The organism is Streptomyces albus subsp. albus, from assembly GCF_000725885.1.
GTDB classification, from domain to species: Bacteria; Actinomycetota; Actinomycetes; order Streptomycetales; family Streptomycetaceae; genus Streptomyces; species Streptomyces albus.
The window spans coordinates 217105-235671 of the sequence record NZ_JODR01000005.1; the positions used below are offsets into that span (position 1 = coordinate 217105).

Genomic DNA, 18567 nt, shown 5'->3' on the forward strand with positions numbered 1-18567 from the left:
ATGTTCCGGCCGCCGGCAGGCGGCTTACAGAATTTCGATCGCCTTGACCTTCGGCGGACGGTTCGGGAACGAGATGACCTTGTGCCGGTTGATTTTCACGACGTCCCCGTTGGCGTCGTAGTACTTCACGTCGTTGTTCCCTGTGGAGATCTTGTCGACCCACCAACCGCCGAAGTTGGTCTTTCCGCGGTTCGCATAGCAGTCCACGCTGTCACGGCCGTTGAGATGCGACCAGATTTTCAGGTATCCCGCACCGGGATTGCAGGTGACGTGGTCGATGGCGGCGGCCGTGCCGGTCGGTACGAACAGGGTGAATGCGGCGGCAGCCGCGAGCGACGCCGCAACGGTACGTGCGGCGTTCTGCAATTTGGACGTCACAATTTCCCCTGGATTCCGAGGGGGAACCAAGAACTCAGTTCCACCATGAGTGGGTTGCTGCCGAGCCAGGAGCTTACGAGGGACGTCATCTTTTCTCAGTCACCCCGGCGAGTGAATCAACGGCACGTGAACTCATACCGTCCGCATTTGTCGAACACCCGGCCCACCGGGCTACGTGCGGGCGGAAGGGCGGGGAACTGCGGGGGAACCGCGGGACGGCACCGACGTCGCGCAGGGCGCTGTACGTCAGTCCTCCTCCGCGGTGGTGAGAGCCCGGGTGACCATGCGGGTGGCGAAATCGGGGTCGTCGGTGATCCGGTTGATGTGCTCCGCGAGCAGGAAGGCGGTGACCTCCAGCGGGGTCATCTCCTCCCGTGTCCAGTCCCCGTACTGTTCCCGCCACAGGTTGGGGCTCAGGCCGGTTCCCGCGGCGATGACCAGGCCGGCCATGGTGGGAACTGCTTCCGGACGGACGCTCTTGGGCATCATGCGCATCGTGGCCACGAGGCTGGGCACCACGTACTCGATGACGTCCTTGCCGTGGTCCTCGTGCGCCTCCCGCAGCCACATCATGAACATGTAGATGAGCGTGCAGGTGCCGTTGAGCACGTCATGCGCCCCCTGGCGGTCCAGTGACGCTGCGAAGTGCTCGATGAGTTCCTGCTGTTCGGCGTCCGTCTCGGTCGTGCCCTCGCGGATGCTTCTCAGCCGGGAGTCGATCATCATGAGGGCGGTGCCCACATCGCCGGCGGGAGCGTGCTGGGGGCCGTAGGGCGAGGACACGGGTTTCCTCCTCGGAAGGGCGCGAGGGACGGCACGGCGCGTCCGACAGTAGACGACCACCGGGCCCGGGGAGGGCGGCTTGTGGCCATCCGGGCAGCCGCGGGAGACGGGCAGGCTCCGTGCATGTCCACCAGTGGCGCTCACGTTCGATCCGTCGTACCCGTGGGCGAATCCGGTGTGCTGTGGAGCGCCGCAGAAAGGGCCGCACCGGTTTCCGTCATGGCCGGAGCCGGGCGAACGCTTCCAGCCGCCGCCGGTGGCCCAGGTCCTCCTCGCCGAGGTTCTCGGTGGTGCCTCCGGCCGCCGGAATGACGCGAGCAACCCACCACCTCAACCGGAGTGGAGGTCGAGCGACGGTCCTTCGGGGCCGCGCGCATTCTCCGTACGCGCCTGTGAGCCGGATTTTTGCGGTGAGCCGACCGTTGTTCTCCCATGTGGGCGGACCGGCGTCACGGCCGGGCAGTCTTTTACGGTTTCCGTCTTCTGGGAAGAGTGGCTGACTGATTTTCACGGGCCATTGTCCCGGCTGCCATGCCGTGCGGTTTTCCGTGTGTGCGCGAGGCGCTGTTCTCCTTGCAGGCGGCCTTTGTGCGGAGCCGTGATCGCGCTTGAGGCGCGAGGCCAGTGTGCGGTTCGACGAGGGGGTCTTGCTGAGTGCGAGTCCGAGCACGCAGGCGCTTCGCAGTCCCGTTGCGTCCGCCCCGGGGCCGGCATCGGCGGCCATCCGGGAGTGAGGGTTCCGGAAGTGGTGGCGCCAGGGGCTGCTCCAGCGTTCGTTCGGGTCTCGATGACACGTTGTCGAACAAGCTCGAGGTGATGCGTGCGGCGAAGTGGCGGATTCCGGTCTGTCGGCAGTGGTTGGAGTGAGGGATTCCGTGAACAGGCGGATGTGCTGCTCACCCGTCCCCGTCTGCGGCTTCTCGCTGATCATGTAGCTACAAGTCCGGAACAGGCCAATTTCCACTGCAAGATCATGATTGACCACCCCTGGGCAACCTGCTAGAACAGGCGTCGCAAAAGCGCCCCACTTCGGCGGGCGCATCTACACGGGGGCAATTTCTTGGGGGACATCCACGGGGGAGACCTGTGTCCTGAGGGGCCGGGGAACCGATCGATCGATAATTCATTCACCTGACGCCGTGAACCGTCGGCCGGCCGCGCCCGCATGCGTGCTGCGTGGTCAGGTCCGCTCCGGCGTATTTCTTCCGCACTGGTCATACGGCCCGGCGTGCGAACCGCGCCCGGCCGTCTGCTTCTGCTGCCCATTCCGGCCTACCGAGCGGTGTGAATGTGAAAGCGTATCTGAATCTTTTGCGCATAGGGGACTACCGTCTCCTGTGGTCAGCCTTGGTGCTCAACCTTCTCGGGGACGGCGCGACGTACGCCGCCCTCGCCTGGATCACGCTCGACAAGGCGGGCGCGGCCGGGCTGGGTGTCCTGGGGGTCTGTCTCACCTTGCCGGTGATCCTCGGCGGTGCCGTCGTCGGCCCGCTGCTCGACCGGTTCTCCCGGCGCAAGCTGTTCATCTACGACTCGGTGTTCCGCGGCGTTGTCGTGGCGCTCATCCCGCTGCTGGCCGTCACCGGCGCGCTCGCCGTCTGGCACCTGTACGTGGTCGCCCTGGTCTACGGGCTGTTGAAGATCATTCCCCTGGCGGGCACCCCCGCCGTACTGCCCGAACTGGTCCCCGCGGAGAAGTTGCAGGCGGCCTCCGGGCTGGAGGCCACCGCGATGGGGGCCGCCAACGTACTGGGCCCGGCCATCGGCGCGGGACTCATCACGGCGTTCGGCGCCCCCAACGTGCTCCTGCTCGACGCCGCGACGTATCTGCTGTTCGCCTTCCTCATCCACCGGATCAAAGCGCCCCTCGCGCGGCCCGAGCCGGAGCCGTCCGGCGACAGCGACGCCAAGGCCGTCAAACCCGGCTGGGCCCCGGTGTTCCTGCTCATCGTGCGGGACCGCTTCCTGCTCGTGCTCACCCTCTCGTTCGGTGCCTTCAACGTCTCCGCCGGTGCGCTCGTGGTGGCGATCCCCTGGCTCGCCAAGTACGAGTTCCACAGCGGTCCCGGCGTGCTGGGCCTGATGCTCGCGGTGATGGCGGCGGGCGAGTTGATCGGCTCGCTGGTGTCCGGGGCCGTGGAGACGTCGGAGAAGCAGATGCTGCGCATCGGCGTCCTGCAACTCCTCTCCGGCGCCGTGCTGTTCTTCCTCATCCCGACCGCCCTGCCCTGGATCCTCCTCGGACTCGCGCTCAACGGCATCCTGTCCGCGCCGATGACGGTGCTCGGCGGCGTGGTGCGCATGACACGGGTGCCCAACGAGATGCGCGGCCGGGCCATGACGCTGATGCGTACGGTCATGGCCGGTGCGCTGCCCGCCGGCTCCGCACTGGGCGGCATGCTGCTGAGCGGCGGCAACTACAACGCGCTCATCTTCAGCGTCGCGGCCCTGGCCACCGCACCGGGCCTGCTGACCGTCGTCCTCTTCCGCCGCACTCCCTTCAGACTGGGGGTGACAGCAGCCGATGACCAGCGCACCGAGCGGGGTTCCGACCCCGATGCCGAGACCGTTCCCGCCGCGTCCTGAGACCGGCCGGTCCTCCGGCCCGTCCTCCCCGGGCGGCCCCGCGGAGGACGCCGGACCCGTCCTCCTCGTCACCGACCGGCCCCGCACCGTCGAGTCCTCGGCCGGACCGGTCGGCCGACTGCGACTCGCCGGCGCGGCGGGTACCACATCTCTCGCGGCCCTCGCCCTGGTGCTGCACCGCTGGACCGGGCAGCGCCGCCTGCTGATCGACGCGGACCTCACCGACGGCGCAGCCGGCGTCCTCGCCCTCACCGTCGTGCCCGAGGAGCCGTCCGCCGCCCTGCTCGCCCGCACCGGTGCGGTGGTGCCCCACGGCACCCCGACGGGCCGGGGAGTGCTGTTCACCGACCGGCCGCTGCCCGAGACCGGCACCTGGGACCTCGTCGTGGCCCAGGACGGCGCGGACCTGCTGCTGGGCTGCCGCACCGCGCTCTTCACCGAGGAGACGGCCGAACGCCTGGGCCGCCACCTCCGGCTGGCCGCCGCCTTCCTGGCGGACCAGCCGCACGCCGCGGTGCGGGAGGCCGACCTGCTGGGGGCCGGTGAACGCGAGCTCGTGCTGCGGACGTTCAACGACACGGCACGGCCACTCCCCGCCCTGGCCACAGTGCACGGACTGTTCGCGCGGCAGGCCCGCCGCGCCCCGTCCGCCCCGGCCGTCACCTGGCGCGGGACGACGCTGAGCTACGCCGAACTCGACGAGCGGAGCGACCGTCTGGCCGCAGCGCTGCGGGCCTCGGGCGCCCGTCCCGGCGACCGCGTCGGGCTGCGGACCGGACGCACCCCGGCCCTGATCGTCGGGGCGCTGGGCATCCTCAAGGCGGGCTGCGCCTATCTCGCGCTGGAACCGGACCACCCGGCAGAGCGCACCCGATGGCTGCTCGCCGACTCGGATGCCGCCCACCTGGTCGTATCAGTGAGTACGGCAGGGGACTTCGCGTTCTCCGGCACGGTGCTCGACGCCATGGAACCGGGAGCCGCAGCCGCCGCTCCGCACCCGGACGGTGCCGGCGCACCCGGTGACCTCGCGTACGTCTGCTACACGTCCGGCACCACCGGCACCCCCAAGGGCGTCGAGGTGACGCACGGCAACGTCGTACGGCTGGTGTGCGGCGCCTCCTACGTGCGCTTCGGCCCGGACATGGCCGTCATGCCCACCGGTTCGGTCGCCTTCGACGCCAGCACCTTCGAGCTGTGGGGACCACTGCTCAACGGCGGACGGGTACACCTGACGGACAGCGACACCGTGCTGGACGCCCACGCGCTGGGCCGCGAGCTGACCCGGCAGGGCATCACCACGCTGTGGCTGACCTCCCCGCTGTTCAACCAGCTGGTGGAGCAGGACCCGGGCGCCTTCGCCACGCTGCGGGAACTGGTCGTCGGCGGGGACGCACTCTCGCCCGTGCACGTGGCCAAGGCCATGGACGCCTGCCCCGGGCTGGCCGTGGTCAACGGCTACGGGCCCACGGAGAACACCACCTTCTCCGTCACGCACCGGATCACCCGTGCCGACCTCGACCGCATCCCGATCGGCCGGCCCATCGCCAACTCGACCGCCTACGTGCTGGACGAGGACGGCCGCCCCTGCCCGGTGGGGGTGCCCGGCGAGCTGTACCTGGGCGGCGCGGGGGTCGCCCGCGGCTACCTGGGCCGGCCGGAACTGACCGCCGAACGCTTCGTCCCGGACCCGTTCGCGGGCGCGGTCCGTGACTCGTTCGCGGACGCGGCCCAGGAACCGGAACCGCAAGCGGAACCGCACCCCCGCCCCGGAGCCGCCGGGGGAGGGACGGCCGGCGGTCCGCGGCTCTACCGCAGCGGCGACCTGGCGCGCTGGCGGCCCGACGGGGTGCTGGAGTTCCTCGGCCGGCGCGACCACCAGGTGAAGGTACGCGGCTTCCGGATCGAACCGGCCGAGATCGAGAAGGCCATGACCCGGCACCCCGGCGTCGCCGAGGCCGTCGTCGTGGCCCGGTCCCGCCCCGGCCGCAGCGAGAAACACCTGTGCGGCTACTACACGGGACACCCCGGCGGCCGTGCGGACGAGCACACGGGGACGTCCGCGCCCGCGCCGGAGGACCTGCGGGCCGCCCTCGCCTCGGCGCTGCCCGACCACATGGTCCCCGCCTTCCTGGTGCCGCTGACCGCGCTGCCGCTCAACCACAACGGCAAGGTGGACCGCTCCCGGCTGCCCGACCCGGACGGGGCACACCTGCTGGACCGGGCCTCCTACGTGCCGCCCCGCGACGAGACCGAAGCCGTTCTCGTGCAACTGGCCGAGAAAGCGCTGGGCATCAGCGGTGTCGGTACCGCCCACGATCTGCGGGACCTGGGAGCGGACTCCCTCACCGCGACGCTGCTGGCCGCCGGCGTGCGGCAGCGCCTCGGCCGCGAGTGCCCCGTCAGCGCCGTCCTGGCCGACGGCACGCTCGCCCGGCTCGCCGCGCGGCTGCGTGCTGCCCCGCCCTACCAGGGCAGCACCGTCCCTGCGGCACCCCGGCAGTCCACCCATCCGCTCACGCCCCAGCAGCGGCAGGTCTACTTCGAGCAGCTGAAGGACGAGAGCGCGGTCACCTACAACGTGCCCGTCACCCTGGCCCTGCCCGCCGACACCGAGCCGCACCGGCTGGCCGACGCACTCCAGCAGCTCGCCGCACGGCACGACGCGCTGCGCACCCGCTTCGTCGCCGAGGACGGGGAGATCCGGCAGCGCGTCGAGCCCACCGTGCGGGTACCGGTGCTGATCGGCGACGGCCCGCCCGGACCGGTACGGGACTTCGTGCGCCCCTTCGACCTGGGGAAGGCGCCGCTGTGGAGGGCCGGGATCCACCGCACGGCGGCACAGGTGACGCTCCGCCTCGACCTGCACCACATCGTGGTCGACGGCTACTCGCTGGCGCCGCTCTTCGCCGACCTCGCCGCACTGTACGCGGGCCAGGACGCCCAGCCGCCGCCGCTCCAGTACCGCGACTACGCCCACTGGCTGGCGGGGGAGCGGGGCGCAGCCCTCCGCGAGGCCCAACGCCCCTACTGGGAGCAGGTGTTCGCCACCCCGCCCGACCCGGCGGACCTGCCCACCGACATGCCCCGCCCGCCGCTGCGCCCGCTCGACGGCGGCGTCGTCACCGGCGATCTGGGACAGACGCGGACAGCGCGGCTGCGCGCGGTGGCCCGTGAGCACGGCGTGACGCTCTTCGCCGTCCTCTCCTCCGCCCACAGCCTGCTGCTGGCCGCACTCAAGGGCAGCACGGACGTGACCGTGGGCGTGCCCGTCTCCGGCCGTACGGTGCCGGGGCTGGAGGGCACGGTGGGCATGTGCGCCAACACGGTGTGCCTGCGCACGGCGGTCGAACCCGGCCTGGACTACGGCACGTTCCTGCGCCGTACCGCCGAGGCCGCGGAGGGCGCCTTCGCCCACCAGGACTTCCCGTTCGAGGACCTGGTGGCACTGGCCGCGCCGGTGAGGGACTACAGCCGCACCCCCGTGTTCGACGCGCTCATCGCCCTGCACAGCGGGCGCTATCTGTCCGTCGACTTCCACGGCGCCAGGGTGCCGCTGCGGCTGGAGCAGACCGGCCAGGCCGTCTTCGACCTCAACATGCAGATCCACGAGGACGCCGGCACCCTGCGGATCGCCTGGCAGTACGCATCCGGGCTGCTGCGGCACCGGACCGTCGAGGGCTGGTTCGCCACCTTCACCACGCTGCTGGACGCGCTGTGCGCCGACCCCTCGGCCACGCTCGGCACCCTGCTGCCCGGCCTCGCCCGGCCCCCGGCGCGGCCGGTACCCGGACCGCAAGCCGCGCCGGAACCGGACGCGAGCTTCGACTTCGACCTGTGACCCGGCCGTCACCGGCCCGCGCTCCGCCGGCGACGGCGCGGCACGGGCGACGGCCGCGTCCCGCGAGCCGGACGCCACCACGACTCCGGCCGCACACCGTCCTGTCCACCGCACACCGTCCTGTCCACCGCACACCGTCCTGTCCACCGCACACCGTCCTGTCCACCGCACACCGCCCTGTCCGACGTCACTCCACACCTCGCTCGACCTCTCACCGCACCGTGCAGGAGACATCCATGCAACTGCTCGACTCCGACGCAGCACGCTCCGCACCGTCACCGCAGGCCGTGTACTGGCGATCCCGGTTGGCCTCGCTCGCGGAGACGTGCGGGTTCCTGCCCGACTTCCGGCCACCCGCCGGCCATGACCACACCGACCCGGTGCCGCCCGAGCGCGGCGCCCTCACCGTGCCGCTCGGCGCGGACCTCACCGAGCGGCTCGACCGCATCAGCCGCAACCGCCCCGAGATGCTGGCCGTCCTCCTCACCTCCGCCCTGGCCGCACTGCTGGGCCGGTGCACGGGCCGGGAGGAGGTGACCGTCGCCCTGCCGAAGCGGGGTGCCGCGCCGGGGTTCGCCGACGGACCGCTGCCCGTCTCCGTCGATCCGCGCGGCTGCCTGCGCGAACTGCTGGTCCGGGTCGGCGCCGCCGTCCAGGAGGCGGAGCGCAACCAGGACTGCGATGTGGCGGCGCTCGCCCGTGAACTGGATGTGACCGGCGTCCTGGAGACCGGACTGGCGCTCGACGGGCACCACGAGGCCGGTTTCACCGCATCCGGTGTGATGCTCACCGTCTCCCGGACGGACGATGAGGAGCTGACGGCCGCCTTCTCCTTCGACCGGCACCGCTTCGCCGAAAGCTCCCTCGCCCACCTCGGCGCCCACTTCCGCCGGCTGCTGGAGGGAGCCACCGAGGAACCCGACCGGCAACTGTCCGGCCTCCCTTTGTGGAGCACGGACGACGAGCGGATCGTCCAGACGGCCAACGACACCGCGCGGCCCTTCGACCAGGACGCCACCCTGCACGGCCTGTTCGCCGCCCAGGCGGCCCGCACGCCTGACGCCCCGGCGCTGCTCGCCGACGAGGACACCGTCACCTACGCCGCGCTCGACGCACGCGCCAACCGGCTGGCGCACACCCTGCGGGAGCGGGGCGTGGGCCCCGGCTCGATCGTCGCGCTGGTCACCGAGCGGTCGCCGGAGATGATGACGGCCCTGCTCGCCGTGCTGAAGGCCGGCGGCGCCTACCTGCCCATCGACCCGTCGTACCCGCAGGCCCGGATCGACCACCTGCTGGCCGACAGCGGTGCACGACTGGTGCTGCACCAGGCCCGGTTCGGCGCACTGGTGGACGGCAGGCCGGCCCTCGACCTGGACGAGACGGCGTCGTACGCGGACCGTACGGACCCGGTGGACGAGACGGCGGGCGCGGGGGACGTCGCCTACGTCATCTACACCTCCGGCTCGACGGGGCGGCCCAAGGGAGTGCTGGTCGAGCACCGCAGCGCCGTCAACCGGCTCCAGTGGATGCAGCGGGCCTATCCGCTCGGAGCCCAGGACGTCGTCCTGCAGAAGACGTCCATCTCCTTCGACGTGTCCGTATGGGAGCTGTTCTGGTGGTCCCTGGCCGGCGCGGCGCTGGCGCTGCCCGCCCCCGGCACGGAGAAGGACCCGGCGGCGCTGCTCGCGGCACTCGGCCGGCACCGGGTGACCACCACGCACTTCGTGCCGTCGATGCTGGGCATGTTCCTCGGCCACCTCGACCGGTTCGGCGGCGGGGAGGCCACGCGGTCGCTGCGGCAGGTCTTCACCAGCGGCGAGGCCCTGGCGCCCGCGCAGGCCGACGGCTTCGCGCGGCTCGTCCCGCACGCCCGTCTGGTCAATCTGTACGGGCCCACCGAGGCGACCGTCGACGTCTCCCACCAGCCCGTCGAAGGACTCGGCGACCGCGCGCGGCTGCCCATCGGGCTGCCCATCGACAACCTCCGGCTGTACGTGCTGGACGGCGGTGGACGGCAGGCACCCGTCGGCGTTCCCGGCGAACTGCACATCGCCGGTACGGGCGTGGCCCGCGGCTATCTGGGCCGGCCGGAGCTGACCGCCCAGCGGTTCGTGACCGGCGAGGCGGTGCGCGAGGCCACCGGTGAGGAACGGCTCTACCGCACCGGGGACCTGGTGCGCCGGCTGCCCGATGGTGCCCTGGAGTACCTGGGCCGCATCGACGAGCAGGTGAAGGTACGCGGGTTCCGCGTCGAGCCGGGGGAGATCGAGGAGCGGCTGCGCACCCACCCCCGGGTGCGGGACGCCGCCGTCGTCGCCGTGGACGACGGCTGGCAGACGTCGCTGCGCGGCTTCGCCGTGCTGACCGGCGAGGCCACCGAGGCGGAGCTGAAGGAGCATGTGGCGGCGGCCCTGCCCGGCTACATGGTGCCCGGCCGGCTCGTCGCCGTCGACGAGCTGCCGCTGACGCCCAACGGCAAACTCGACCGCGCCGCCCTGCGCCGCCCGGAGGCCCTGCGCAAGAAGGCGCCCGCACACGTGGAGCCGCGCAACCCGCGCGAGGAGACCCTGGCCGGGATCTGGCGCCAGGTGCTCGGCTGCGAGCGGGTGGGGGTGAAGGACAACTTCTTCGCGCTGGGCGGCAACTCCATCCACTTCGTCTCCGTGCTGGCCAAGGCCCGTGAGGCGGGACTGGACTTCACCTTCCAGCAGCTGTTCAGGCACCAGACCATCGCCCAGCTGGTGGCGTCGATGGAGGAGACGGCCGGCGCGGGAAAGGCGGAGGAGGACGTGGCGGCCCGCGGCGCCTTCCGGCCCTTCGAGCTGGTCTCGGACCAGGACCGGGCGCTGCTGCCCGACGACGCGGAGGACGCCTACCCGCTCTCGATGCTCCAGGCCGGGCTGATCTTCCAGACGGAGATCACCGGCGGACTGGGCCAGTACCACGACGTCCTCAGCTACACCGTCACCGGCGCCTTCGACACCGCCGCCTTCACCGAGGCCGTACGGCTGCTGACGCTGCGGCACCCGATCCTGCGCACCACCTACCACCTGACCGGGTACAGCGAATTCCTCCAGATCGTGCACCGCCGGGTGCCGCCGCCGCTGACCGTGACCGACCTGCGGCACCTGGACGAGGCGGGACAGGCGGCCTGGCACGAGGAGTGGCTGGCCGCGGAGAAGGCCCGCCGCTTCGTGTGGGAAGAGGGCGGACTGGTCACCCTGCATGTGCAGATCCTGGGCGACGAGCTGTACCGGTACACGGTCAGCCAGCACAACTCCGCGCTGGACGGCTGGTCCATCTCGCTGCTGCACACCCAGCTGTTCGAGCTGTACCACCAGGTGCGCGAGGGCCGTCGGACCGCACGGCCCGCCGTCGACAACCACCTGCGCAACTTCGTCGGGCTGGAGACCGAGGCACTGCGCAACGAGCGGTCCGGCGAGTTCTGGCGCACGGTGCTGGCCGACGCGCGTCCGGCTGACGTACCGCCGCGGCCGGACGCGGTCCCCACCGACGACTTCCGCGTCGTACTGCGGGACGTGCCGCTGCCCGCGGGTCTCACCCAGCGCATCGAGGCCACGGCGGACGCCCTGTCGGTGCCGTTCAAGGACGTGCTGCTGGCAGCGCACATGAAGGTGCTGAGCCTGGTGAGCGGGCAGCCGGCCGTGATGACCGGCTACGAACACAGCGGCCGGCCCGAGTTGCCCGACGCGGAGACGACGCTGGGCCTGCACCTGAACACGGTGCCGTTCCAGATCGAGGTGGCCGGCGGCAGCTGGGCCGATCTGGTGCGGCGCGTCTACCGCGCCGAACTGGAGCTGCTGCCGCACCGGCGGTACCCGATGGCGCAGATGAAGCAGGACCTGGCCACCCAGCGGCAGCTGTTCTCCACCACCTTCAACTTCACGCACTTCTACCTGCTGAAGAACCTGCGCGAACTGCCCGAGTTCTCCATGCTCCAGATGCGCGTGGACTCCGAGACGGAGTTCCCCTTCCGCACCGAGTTCTCCCGGCACTTCGCCGACGACGAGGTGCAGCTGTGCCTGCACTACCACACGCACCTGTACGACGAGGCGCAGATCGACCGGATCGGCGGCTACTTCGTCCGCGTGCTGGAGCTGATGGCGAGCGAGCCCGACGCCCCGCACGAGGCGCACCGGCTGCTGGACGACGCGGACCTCGCGCTGCTGGGCACCGCGCCGCTGCCCGAGCAGTCCGGCGCCGCTCCCGCGCCCGGCGGCACCGCCTCGCGGGCCACCGTCGAGCGGATCCGCACCGTCTGGCAGCACGTGCTGGATCTGCCCGACGGGGAGATCGGCGACGGGGACGACTTCTTCGCGCTGGGCGGCAACTCCCTCTCGGCGCTGCGCGTCGTGCTGGAACTGGACGGGCTGGTCACCCTCACCGATCTGACCCGCGTGCCCCGGCTGGAGGAGCTGGCCGCCCTGGTCGACGGCCGCGGGGAGGAGGACGAGGAACTGCTCCACCTGCTCACCTCGGCCGGCCGGGACGCGCGGGCCGCCGTCATCTGCGTGCCGTACCCGTGCGGGCACCCGGTCAACTTCAAACCGCTGGCGGAGGAGATCGAGAAGCGCGACCCGGACCTGATGGTGCTCGGGCTGGAACCGCCGGGGCACAGCCCCAGCCGTCCGGGCCCGTTCACCGACGTGACTCAGACCGTCGAGCGGGTGGTCGCCGAGATCGAGGCGAAGGCCGACCTGCCGCTGATCCTGTGGGGGCACTGCGGCGGCGCGGCCGTCACGGTCGAGCTGGCCCGGGTGCTGGAGGAGCGCGGCTTCGACCTGCGGGAGGTCTTCATCGGCTCCAAGCTGCTGCCGCCGGCCCCGGACATGCGCGAGTCGATCGAGATGATCGAGAGCTGGACGGACGAGGAGATCATCTCCTACATGGTCGAGGAGACCGGCTACTCCGAACTGGACGGCCTCGACCACCGCTACACCGCCTTCACCGGCGACCTGTTCCGGCACGACGTGTGCGGCGGCTACCGGTACTTCATCGGGCTGACCGAACAGGATCCCGGGTGGCGGATCGAGGCGCCCTTCACCGTCGTCGTCGCCGACGACGACAAGGGCCTGGCCCACGCCGCCGACGAGTACCGCTGCTGGGAGCGGGTGGCCACCACCGTCCGCTTCCACCGGCTCGCCTCCGGCGGCCACTACTTCGTGCGCGGCAACCCGGCCGCCACGGCCGAACTGATCGAGCGGGCGTGGACGTCCGCCGCCGGACTGGAGGACTGACATGCCGATCCCTGTGCTCTGCTTCCCGTTCGCCGGGGCCGGTGCCTCCGTTTACCGCCGCTGCCAGGAGTACGGCAGCGACACCGTGCGGATCCTCCCCGTGCAGCTCCCCGGCCGGGAGGAGAGGTTCGGCGAGCCGCTGCACACCGAGGTGACGGCCGCGGTGGACGGCCTGCTGCCCGAGGTGCTCGACCTGGTGGCCGGACACCCCGCCGTGGCGCTCTTCGGCCACAGCCTGGGCGCCGTGCTCGCCTACGAGACGGCCCACCGCATCGCCGGGCTCGGCCGGCCCGAACTGGTCACCCTCGTCGTCAGCGGCTCACCCGGCCCCTGGACACAGCGGGAGACCCGCGCCACCGGGCTGACCGACGAGGAGTTCCTGCGCCAGGTGCGCGAGTTCGCCGGCTACAGCCACCCGGCCCTCGAACACCCGGAGCTGCGCGAGATGCTGCTGCCGCCGCTGCGGGCCGATGTGGAGATGCACGAGAACTACCGGTCGCCGTCCGAGAAGCCGCTGGCCGTTCCCCTCGTCTCCGTACGCGGCGAGGACGACGAACTGGTCTCCCGGCAGCAGGCCGCCGAGTGGGAGGCCGCCACCACCGGCGGCTGCCGTCAGGTCGAACTCCCCGGCGGCCACATGTACCTGGTGGACGACCCGGCCGGACTGATGCGGCTGCTCGAAGCGGAACTGGCCGGTCAGGGGGCGGGCAGATGACACAGCTGCTCGGCGCCCCGCCCCTGGCGGGCAAGGCGGCCGTCATCACGGGGGCGGCCCGCGGCATCGGCCGGGCGTGCGCGCTGGCGTACGCCCGCGCCGGGGCCGACCTGATGCTCACCGACATCGCCCGCGACCTGCCGGGCGTCCCCTACCCGCTGGGCACGGCAGGCCAGCTGGCCCACACCGCTCAGCTGTGCCGGGAGGCGGGAGCGGACACGGCGGTGGTGACCACCGCCGAGGCGGACGTACGCGACCTGGACGCGGTGCACGCGGTCGTGGCGGCGGCGCTGGACCGGTTCGGCCGCATCGACGTCGTGATCAACAACGCGGGCATCGCCGCGCCGTCCGGCAAGACCGTGCACGACATCACGCCGGACGAATGGGAGCTGATGCTGGACGTCGACGTGTCGGGTGCCTGGCGGATGATCCGCGCGGTGGGCGCGGCGCTGACCCGGCAGCGCGGCGGCAGCGTCATCAATGTCTCGTCCACCGCGGGCCTGGTCGGCTACCGGCACTTCGCCGGATATGTGACGGCCAAGCACGCACTCGTCGGGCTGACCAAATCGGCGGCACTGGACCTGGCGCCGTTCGGGGTGCGGGTCAACGCGCTGTGCCCCGGCTCGGTACGGGACGACGAGGCTGCCGAGGGCGTCATGCTCAGCGAGATCGCCCGCTCCCTCGACGTGCCGGTGGCCGAGCACGAGGAGACGTTCGTGGCGGCGCAGCCGATGAACCGGCTGATCGAACCGGAGGACGTGGCGGGCGCCGCGGTGTGGCTGGGCTCCGACGCATCCCGCCAGGTGACCGGGTCCACGGTCACCGTCGACGGCGGGTTCACCAGCCGGTGAGCGGCGACGGCACACCCCCGCCTCACGGGGGAGACGGGGAGAGCGGGGAGGGAAGGACCATGGACGGAACCGGCCGACTGTGCCAGGCGCTGGCCGTGCGGCTGCACAAGGGCGCCGACACCGAGCGGTTGCGGGCCCGGCTGGAGAGCCGGGGCGGCGGAGCCCGGCTGTGGGTGGAGGACTTCGACGAGGCGGCGGACGGTCCGCGCGCCACGGCCCGGCGCGAGAGGGAACTGTCCCGGCCGGCCGATCCGCGCTCCGGGCCCGGACTGCGGGCCGTGCTGCTGCGGTACGCGGACGGGACGAGCGATCTGATCGTGGTCGCCCACCAGGCGGTACTGCCCGAACCCTACGTATTGGTACGGCAGTTGCTCGGCGAGCACCCGCCCGCTGCGGACGGACTGCCCGGAGCCGACGCGCCCGGCGGGCAGCCGCCGCAGGCGCGAACCGCCGACCGTGCGGAGCGGCTGCGGGCGGCCCTCGCGGAACTCGACCGCCTCCCGGCCCCCGACTGGGGGCTGGGCACCGAGGGTGCCGCCACCGTGGGCCGGCACCGGTTCACGGTGCCGGCCGGCGGACCCGCCCCCGCACAGCTCACTCTCCGGGCGGCACTGGGCCTGGTACTCGCCCGCTGCACAGGACAGTCCCAGGTGGTGGTCGGCGCCGAGGCCGGTACCGCGGTGGCGTTCTCCGCGGACGGAGCACAGAGCGTGACGGCGTACCTGGAGCAGGTCGCAGGGGCCCGTCCCGCCGACGACGGCCCCCTCGTCGGTCTGCTGACCACCCGGACCGCCGACGTCATCACCGGGGACGGGGTGAAGGCCGAACCCTTCGCCGCCCGCCCGTTCCTGGACCCGCCTCACGCGCTGTCGCTGCACATCGCCGACGACGGCTCCACCGTGCTGGAGGGCCGGTGCGCGTACCGGCACGCGGCGTTCGGGGACGCGGCGGTGGAGTGGTTCACCGGCATGCTGGCGACCGCACACCGGGCGCTGCTGACCGCCGACCCGGCCACCCCGGTGGGGGAGTTGCCACTCTTCGACGAGGAGCAGCGGGCGGCGCTGGCCCGGCTCGGCGGACTGGGGCGCCGGCCGGCGGTGCCCGGCGAGCGGATCGAGGAGACCGTCGGCCGCCGCGCCGCCACGACTCCGGACGCCCCCGCCGTCTGTTTCGGCGAGATCCGGCTGACCTACCGCGAACTGGACGGGCGCGCGGCCCGGTTCGCCGCCCGCCTGCGCGAGCTGGGGGTGGCCCCCGGCGACCGGGTGGGCGTGTGCCTGGACAGGTCGGCGGACCTGGTGGTGACCCTGCTCGCAGTGCTCAAGGCCGGAGCCGCCTACGTACCGATGGACCCCGCCTACCCGGCCGAGCGGCTGGCCTACACCACCGAGGACGCCGGCCTGTCCCTCGTCGTCACCGAAGCCGGCGGCGTGCCCGAACGCGACGGACTGCGGCTGGTGAGCCCCGCCGCGCTCGACCGTCCGGTGGCGTTGCCGCAGCCCGCCCCGGCGGGGCTGTCCGCGGACGATGCGGCGTACGTCATCTACACCTCCGGCTCGACCGGCCGCCCCAAGGGTGTCGTGGTGCCGCACCGCAACGTCGCCGCCCTGCTGGCCGCCACCGAGGAGGACTTCCGCCTCGGTGGGCGGGATGTGTGGACCCTCTTCCACTCCAGCGCGTTCGACTTCTCCGTCTGGGAGATCTGGGGCTGCCTGATGACGGGCGGCCGGCTGGTGGTGGTGCCCTACTGGGCGTCCCGCGACCCGGCCCAGTTCGCCGCCCTGCTGGAGAGCGAGCAGGTCACGGTGGTCAGCCAGACCCCCAGTGCCTTCGCGCAGCTGATGGCGGCGGACCGGGAGCGCCGCGTCGCGGGGGCGGTGCGGCTGGTCGTCTTCGGCGGCGAGCCGCTGGACACCCGTCCGCTGCGGTTCTGGCTGGACCAGCACCCCGAGCGGGAATGCCGCCTCGTCAACATGTTCGGAATCACGGAGACGACGGTCCACGTCACGGCCCAGACCGTCACCCGCCGCGAGGCACTGGCCGCCTCCCGGTCGGTGGGCCGGCCGCTGCCGGGCTGGCACCTGTACGTCCTCGACCCGGACGGCCGCCCGCTGCCGCCCGGCGTCGCCGGCGAAATCCACGTCGGCGGGGCCGGTGTGGCGGGGCACTACCTCAACCGGCCCGAACTGACCGCCCAGCGGTTCCTGCCCGACCCCCACGCGCCCGGACCGATGTACCGCAGCGGCGACCGGGGCAGACTGCTGCCCGACGGCCGCCTCGAACACCTGGGGCGGCTGGACAACCAGATCAAGCTCCGCGGGTTCCGCATCGAACTGGACGAGATCCGCTCCCGCCTGCTGGAGGCGCCCGGGGTCACCGCCGCGGCCGTCGTCCTGCGGCAGGGCCAGGACGGCGACAGCGCCGGGGCGCGGCTGGACGCCTATGTGGTCCTCGGTACGGACGCCGCGCACCTGCCGCATGGCGCAGACGGCTCCGAGGACCGCACCGAGGACGGGACCGCGCGGGTACGGCAGCACGCCGCACGCTTCCTGCCCGAGCACATGGTGCCCGCCACCGTGACGGCGCTGCCCGCACTGCCGCTGACCCCCAACGGCAATGTGGACACCGGCCGGCTGCCGCTCCCCCTGACGGGCGGCCCCGCCGGGGCGGGCCGGGCCGGGCCGGAACCGGAAGCGGACGACGTCGAGTCCCGGCTGCGCACCGTGTGGGAGAAGGTCTTCGGCTTCCGGGTCGGACTGGACGACGACTTCTTCTCCCTGGGCGGCAACTCCCTGCTCGGCGTACGGCTGCTGGCCGCGCTCAAGGCCGCGGGGCTGCCCGGATTCCCCCTGCCGCAGCTGTACCTGCACCGCACCGTGCGGCAGCTCGCCCCCGTCCTGGCGCGGCAGGAGGTGCCCGCATGACGCTCCTGCTGGTGGGCGCCGGCTCCCAGGTCTACCGCGAATACCTGCTGCGTCCGGTCGCCCAGGAGTACGACGTCCATCTGCTCGCCGAACGCGGGCCCACCTGGGAGACGCCGTATCTGTCCGGGCACACCGCGGTGGACACCGCCGATGTCGCCGCGATGGCCCGCGCGGTCCGGGGGCTGCCCGTCGAAGGGGTGCTGACCTGGGACGACACCCGGGTGGTGCAGACGGCGGAACTGGCCGCGCTGCTCGGTCTGCCCGGTACCCCGCCGCAGGCGGCGCTGGCCTGCCGGGACAAGCGGGCCACCCGTGAGGCCCTGGCCGCGGCCGGGGTGCCGCAGGCCCGGTCGGTCGCCGTCTCCTCGCTGCCCCAGGCGCGGGCCGCGGCGGCACAGGTGGGCTACCCGCTCGTCCTCAAGCCCCGGGCCCTCAACGCCAGTACGGGCGTGGTGCGGGTGGCAGCGCCGGACGGGCTGGCCCGCGCCTTCCGGCTGGCCCGCGGTGCCACCGCACCCGGCGCGGTGGAGGTGGCACCCGGTGACGTCCTGGTCGAGGAGTATCTGGACGGGCCGGAGATCAGCGTGGACGCCGTTTGGTACCAAGGCCGGATGACACCCGCCTTCACCGCCCGCAAGGAGTGCGGCTTCGCCCCGTACTTCGAGGAGACCGGCCATCTCGTGGACGCCGCCGACCCGCTCCAGGACGATCCCGCGGTCCGGGACGTGGTCGAACGTGCTCACGAGGCCGTCGGGTTCACCACCGGCTGGACGCACACCGAACTGCGGCTGACCGCGGACGGACCGAAGGTGGTCGAGATCAACGCGCGGATCGGGGGCGACCGCATCCCCGACATCGGCCGGCTGGCGCTGGGGACCGACGCGGCGCTGGCCGCCGCCCGCCTGGCCTGCGGTGGCCCACCGGACATCCGCCCCGGGCGGCACCGGGCGGCGGCCGTACGGTTCCTGTATCCGGAGGCGGACTGTCTCGCCCGTACCGTGCGGATCGACGCGCGCGCCCTGCCGGCGTCCGTCGTCGAAGCCGCGCCGATCGCCCTGCCCGGCCAGGAGTTGCGGCTGCCGCCGCGCGGCCACGTCTCCGGCCGCTACGCGCTGATCACGGCCGTGGCCGGGACGCCGGACGCCTGCCGCGCCGAGCTGGAGAAGGCGGCGCAGGCGGTGCGTCTGGAGGTGCTGCGCCTCCTGTGACACCCCTCCGGCTGCCGGGACCGCGG

At 72.5% G+C, this 18567-nt stretch carries 9 protein-coding genes; 7 read left to right on the forward strand and 2 right to left on the reverse strand.

All coding sequences use genetic code 11. The annotated features are described in order from the left end of the window. Positions 1 to 24: 24 nt before the first annotated feature. Positions 25 to 378, reverse strand: a complete 354-nt coding sequence (locus IO40_RS0107120) for a beta/gamma crystallin domain-containing protein (RefSeq protein ID WP_016471695.1) — start codon at positions 376 to 378, stop codon at positions 25 to 27. A gap of 246 nt (positions 379 to 624) precedes the next feature. Beyond that, a complete protein-coding gene (locus IO40_RS0107125; RefSeq protein ID WP_016471696.1) occupies positions 625 to 1161 on the reverse strand; it encodes a hypothetical protein in 537 nt (178 codons plus the stop codon). Positions 1162 to 2451: 1290 nt separating this feature from the next. On the opposite strand from IO40_RS0107125, the gene IO40_RS0107130 reads away from it, so the two are divergent. The 7 genes from IO40_RS0107130 to IO40_RS0107160 all read left to right on the forward strand — a co-directional run bounded on the left by IO40_RS0107130 (position 2452) and on the right by IO40_RS0107160 (position 18541). Further along, entirely contained in the window at positions 2452 to 3747 is a 1296-nt protein-coding gene (locus IO40_RS0107130) for an MFS transporter (protein WP_033229114.1), read from the forward strand. Beyond that, positions 3719 to 7585 carry a non-ribosomal peptide synthetase gene (locus tag IO40_RS0107135; protein ID WP_031175069.1) on the forward strand — a complete coding sequence of 1289 codons (3867 nt, stop codon included), beginning with the start codon at positions 3719 to 3721 and terminating at the stop codon, positions 7583 to 7585. The genes IO40_RS0107130 and IO40_RS0107135 overlap by 29 nt, the downstream gene beginning before the upstream one ends. A 236-nt stretch (positions 7586 to 7821) precedes the next feature. Then, a complete protein-coding gene (locus IO40_RS34750) occupies positions 7822 to 12843 on the forward strand; it encodes a non-ribosomal peptide synthetase (protein WP_051719272.1) in 5022 nt (1673 codons plus the stop codon). 1 nt (position 12844) lies between these two features. Then, the gene (locus tag IO40_RS0107145; RefSeq protein WP_031175071.1) at positions 12845 to 13558 is read left to right on the forward strand and encodes a thioesterase II family protein; all 714 of its coding nucleotides are present in this window, start codon (positions 12845 to 12847) and stop codon (positions 13556 to 13558) included. Then, positions 13555 to 14409: an SDR family oxidoreductase gene (locus tag IO40_RS0107150; protein WP_031175072.1), complete on the forward strand. Its 855-nt coding sequence runs from the start codon at positions 13555 to 13557 to the stop codon at positions 14407 to 14409. The genes IO40_RS0107145 and IO40_RS0107150 overlap by 4 nt, the downstream gene beginning before the upstream one ends. A 59-nt stretch (positions 14410 to 14468) precedes the next feature. Next, the gene (locus tag IO40_RS0107155) at positions 14469 to 17333 is read left to right on the forward strand and encodes an amino acid adenylation domain-containing protein (protein ID WP_031175073.1); all 2865 of its coding nucleotides are present in this window, start codon (positions 14469 to 14471) and stop codon (positions 17331 to 17333) included. Next, entirely contained in the window at positions 17330 to 18541 is a 1212-nt protein-coding gene (locus IO40_RS0107160) for an ATP-grasp domain-containing protein (protein WP_031175074.1), read from the forward strand. The genes IO40_RS0107155 and IO40_RS0107160 overlap by 4 nt, the downstream gene beginning before the upstream one ends. The last annotated feature ends 26 nt before the right edge of the window (positions 18542 to 18567 follow it).

Coding starts and splice junctions, on each gene's coding strand:
- IO40_RS0107155 (WP_031175073.1), top strand. CDS start 14,469: ATGGACGGAACCGGCCGACTGTGCCAGGCGCTGGCCGTGCGGCTGCAC.
- IO40_RS0107135 (WP_031175069.1), top strand. CDS start 3,719: ATGCCGAGACCGTTCCCGCCGCGTCCTGAGACCGGCCGGTCCTCCGGC.
- IO40_RS0107150 (WP_031175072.1), top strand. CDS start 13,555: ATGACACAGCTGCTCGGCGCCCCGCCCCTGGCGGGCAAGGCGGCCGTC.
- IO40_RS34750 (WP_051719272.1), top strand. CDS start 7,822: ATGCAACTGCTCGACTCCGACGCAGCACGCTCCGCACCGTCACCGCAG.
- IO40_RS0107145 (WP_031175071.1), top strand. CDS start 12,845: ATGCCGATCCCTGTGCTCTGCTTCCCGTTCGCCGGGGCCGGTGCCTCC.
- IO40_RS0107160 (WP_031175074.1), top strand. CDS start 17,330: ATGACGCTCCTGCTGGTGGGCGCCGGCTCCCAGGTCTACCGCGAATAC.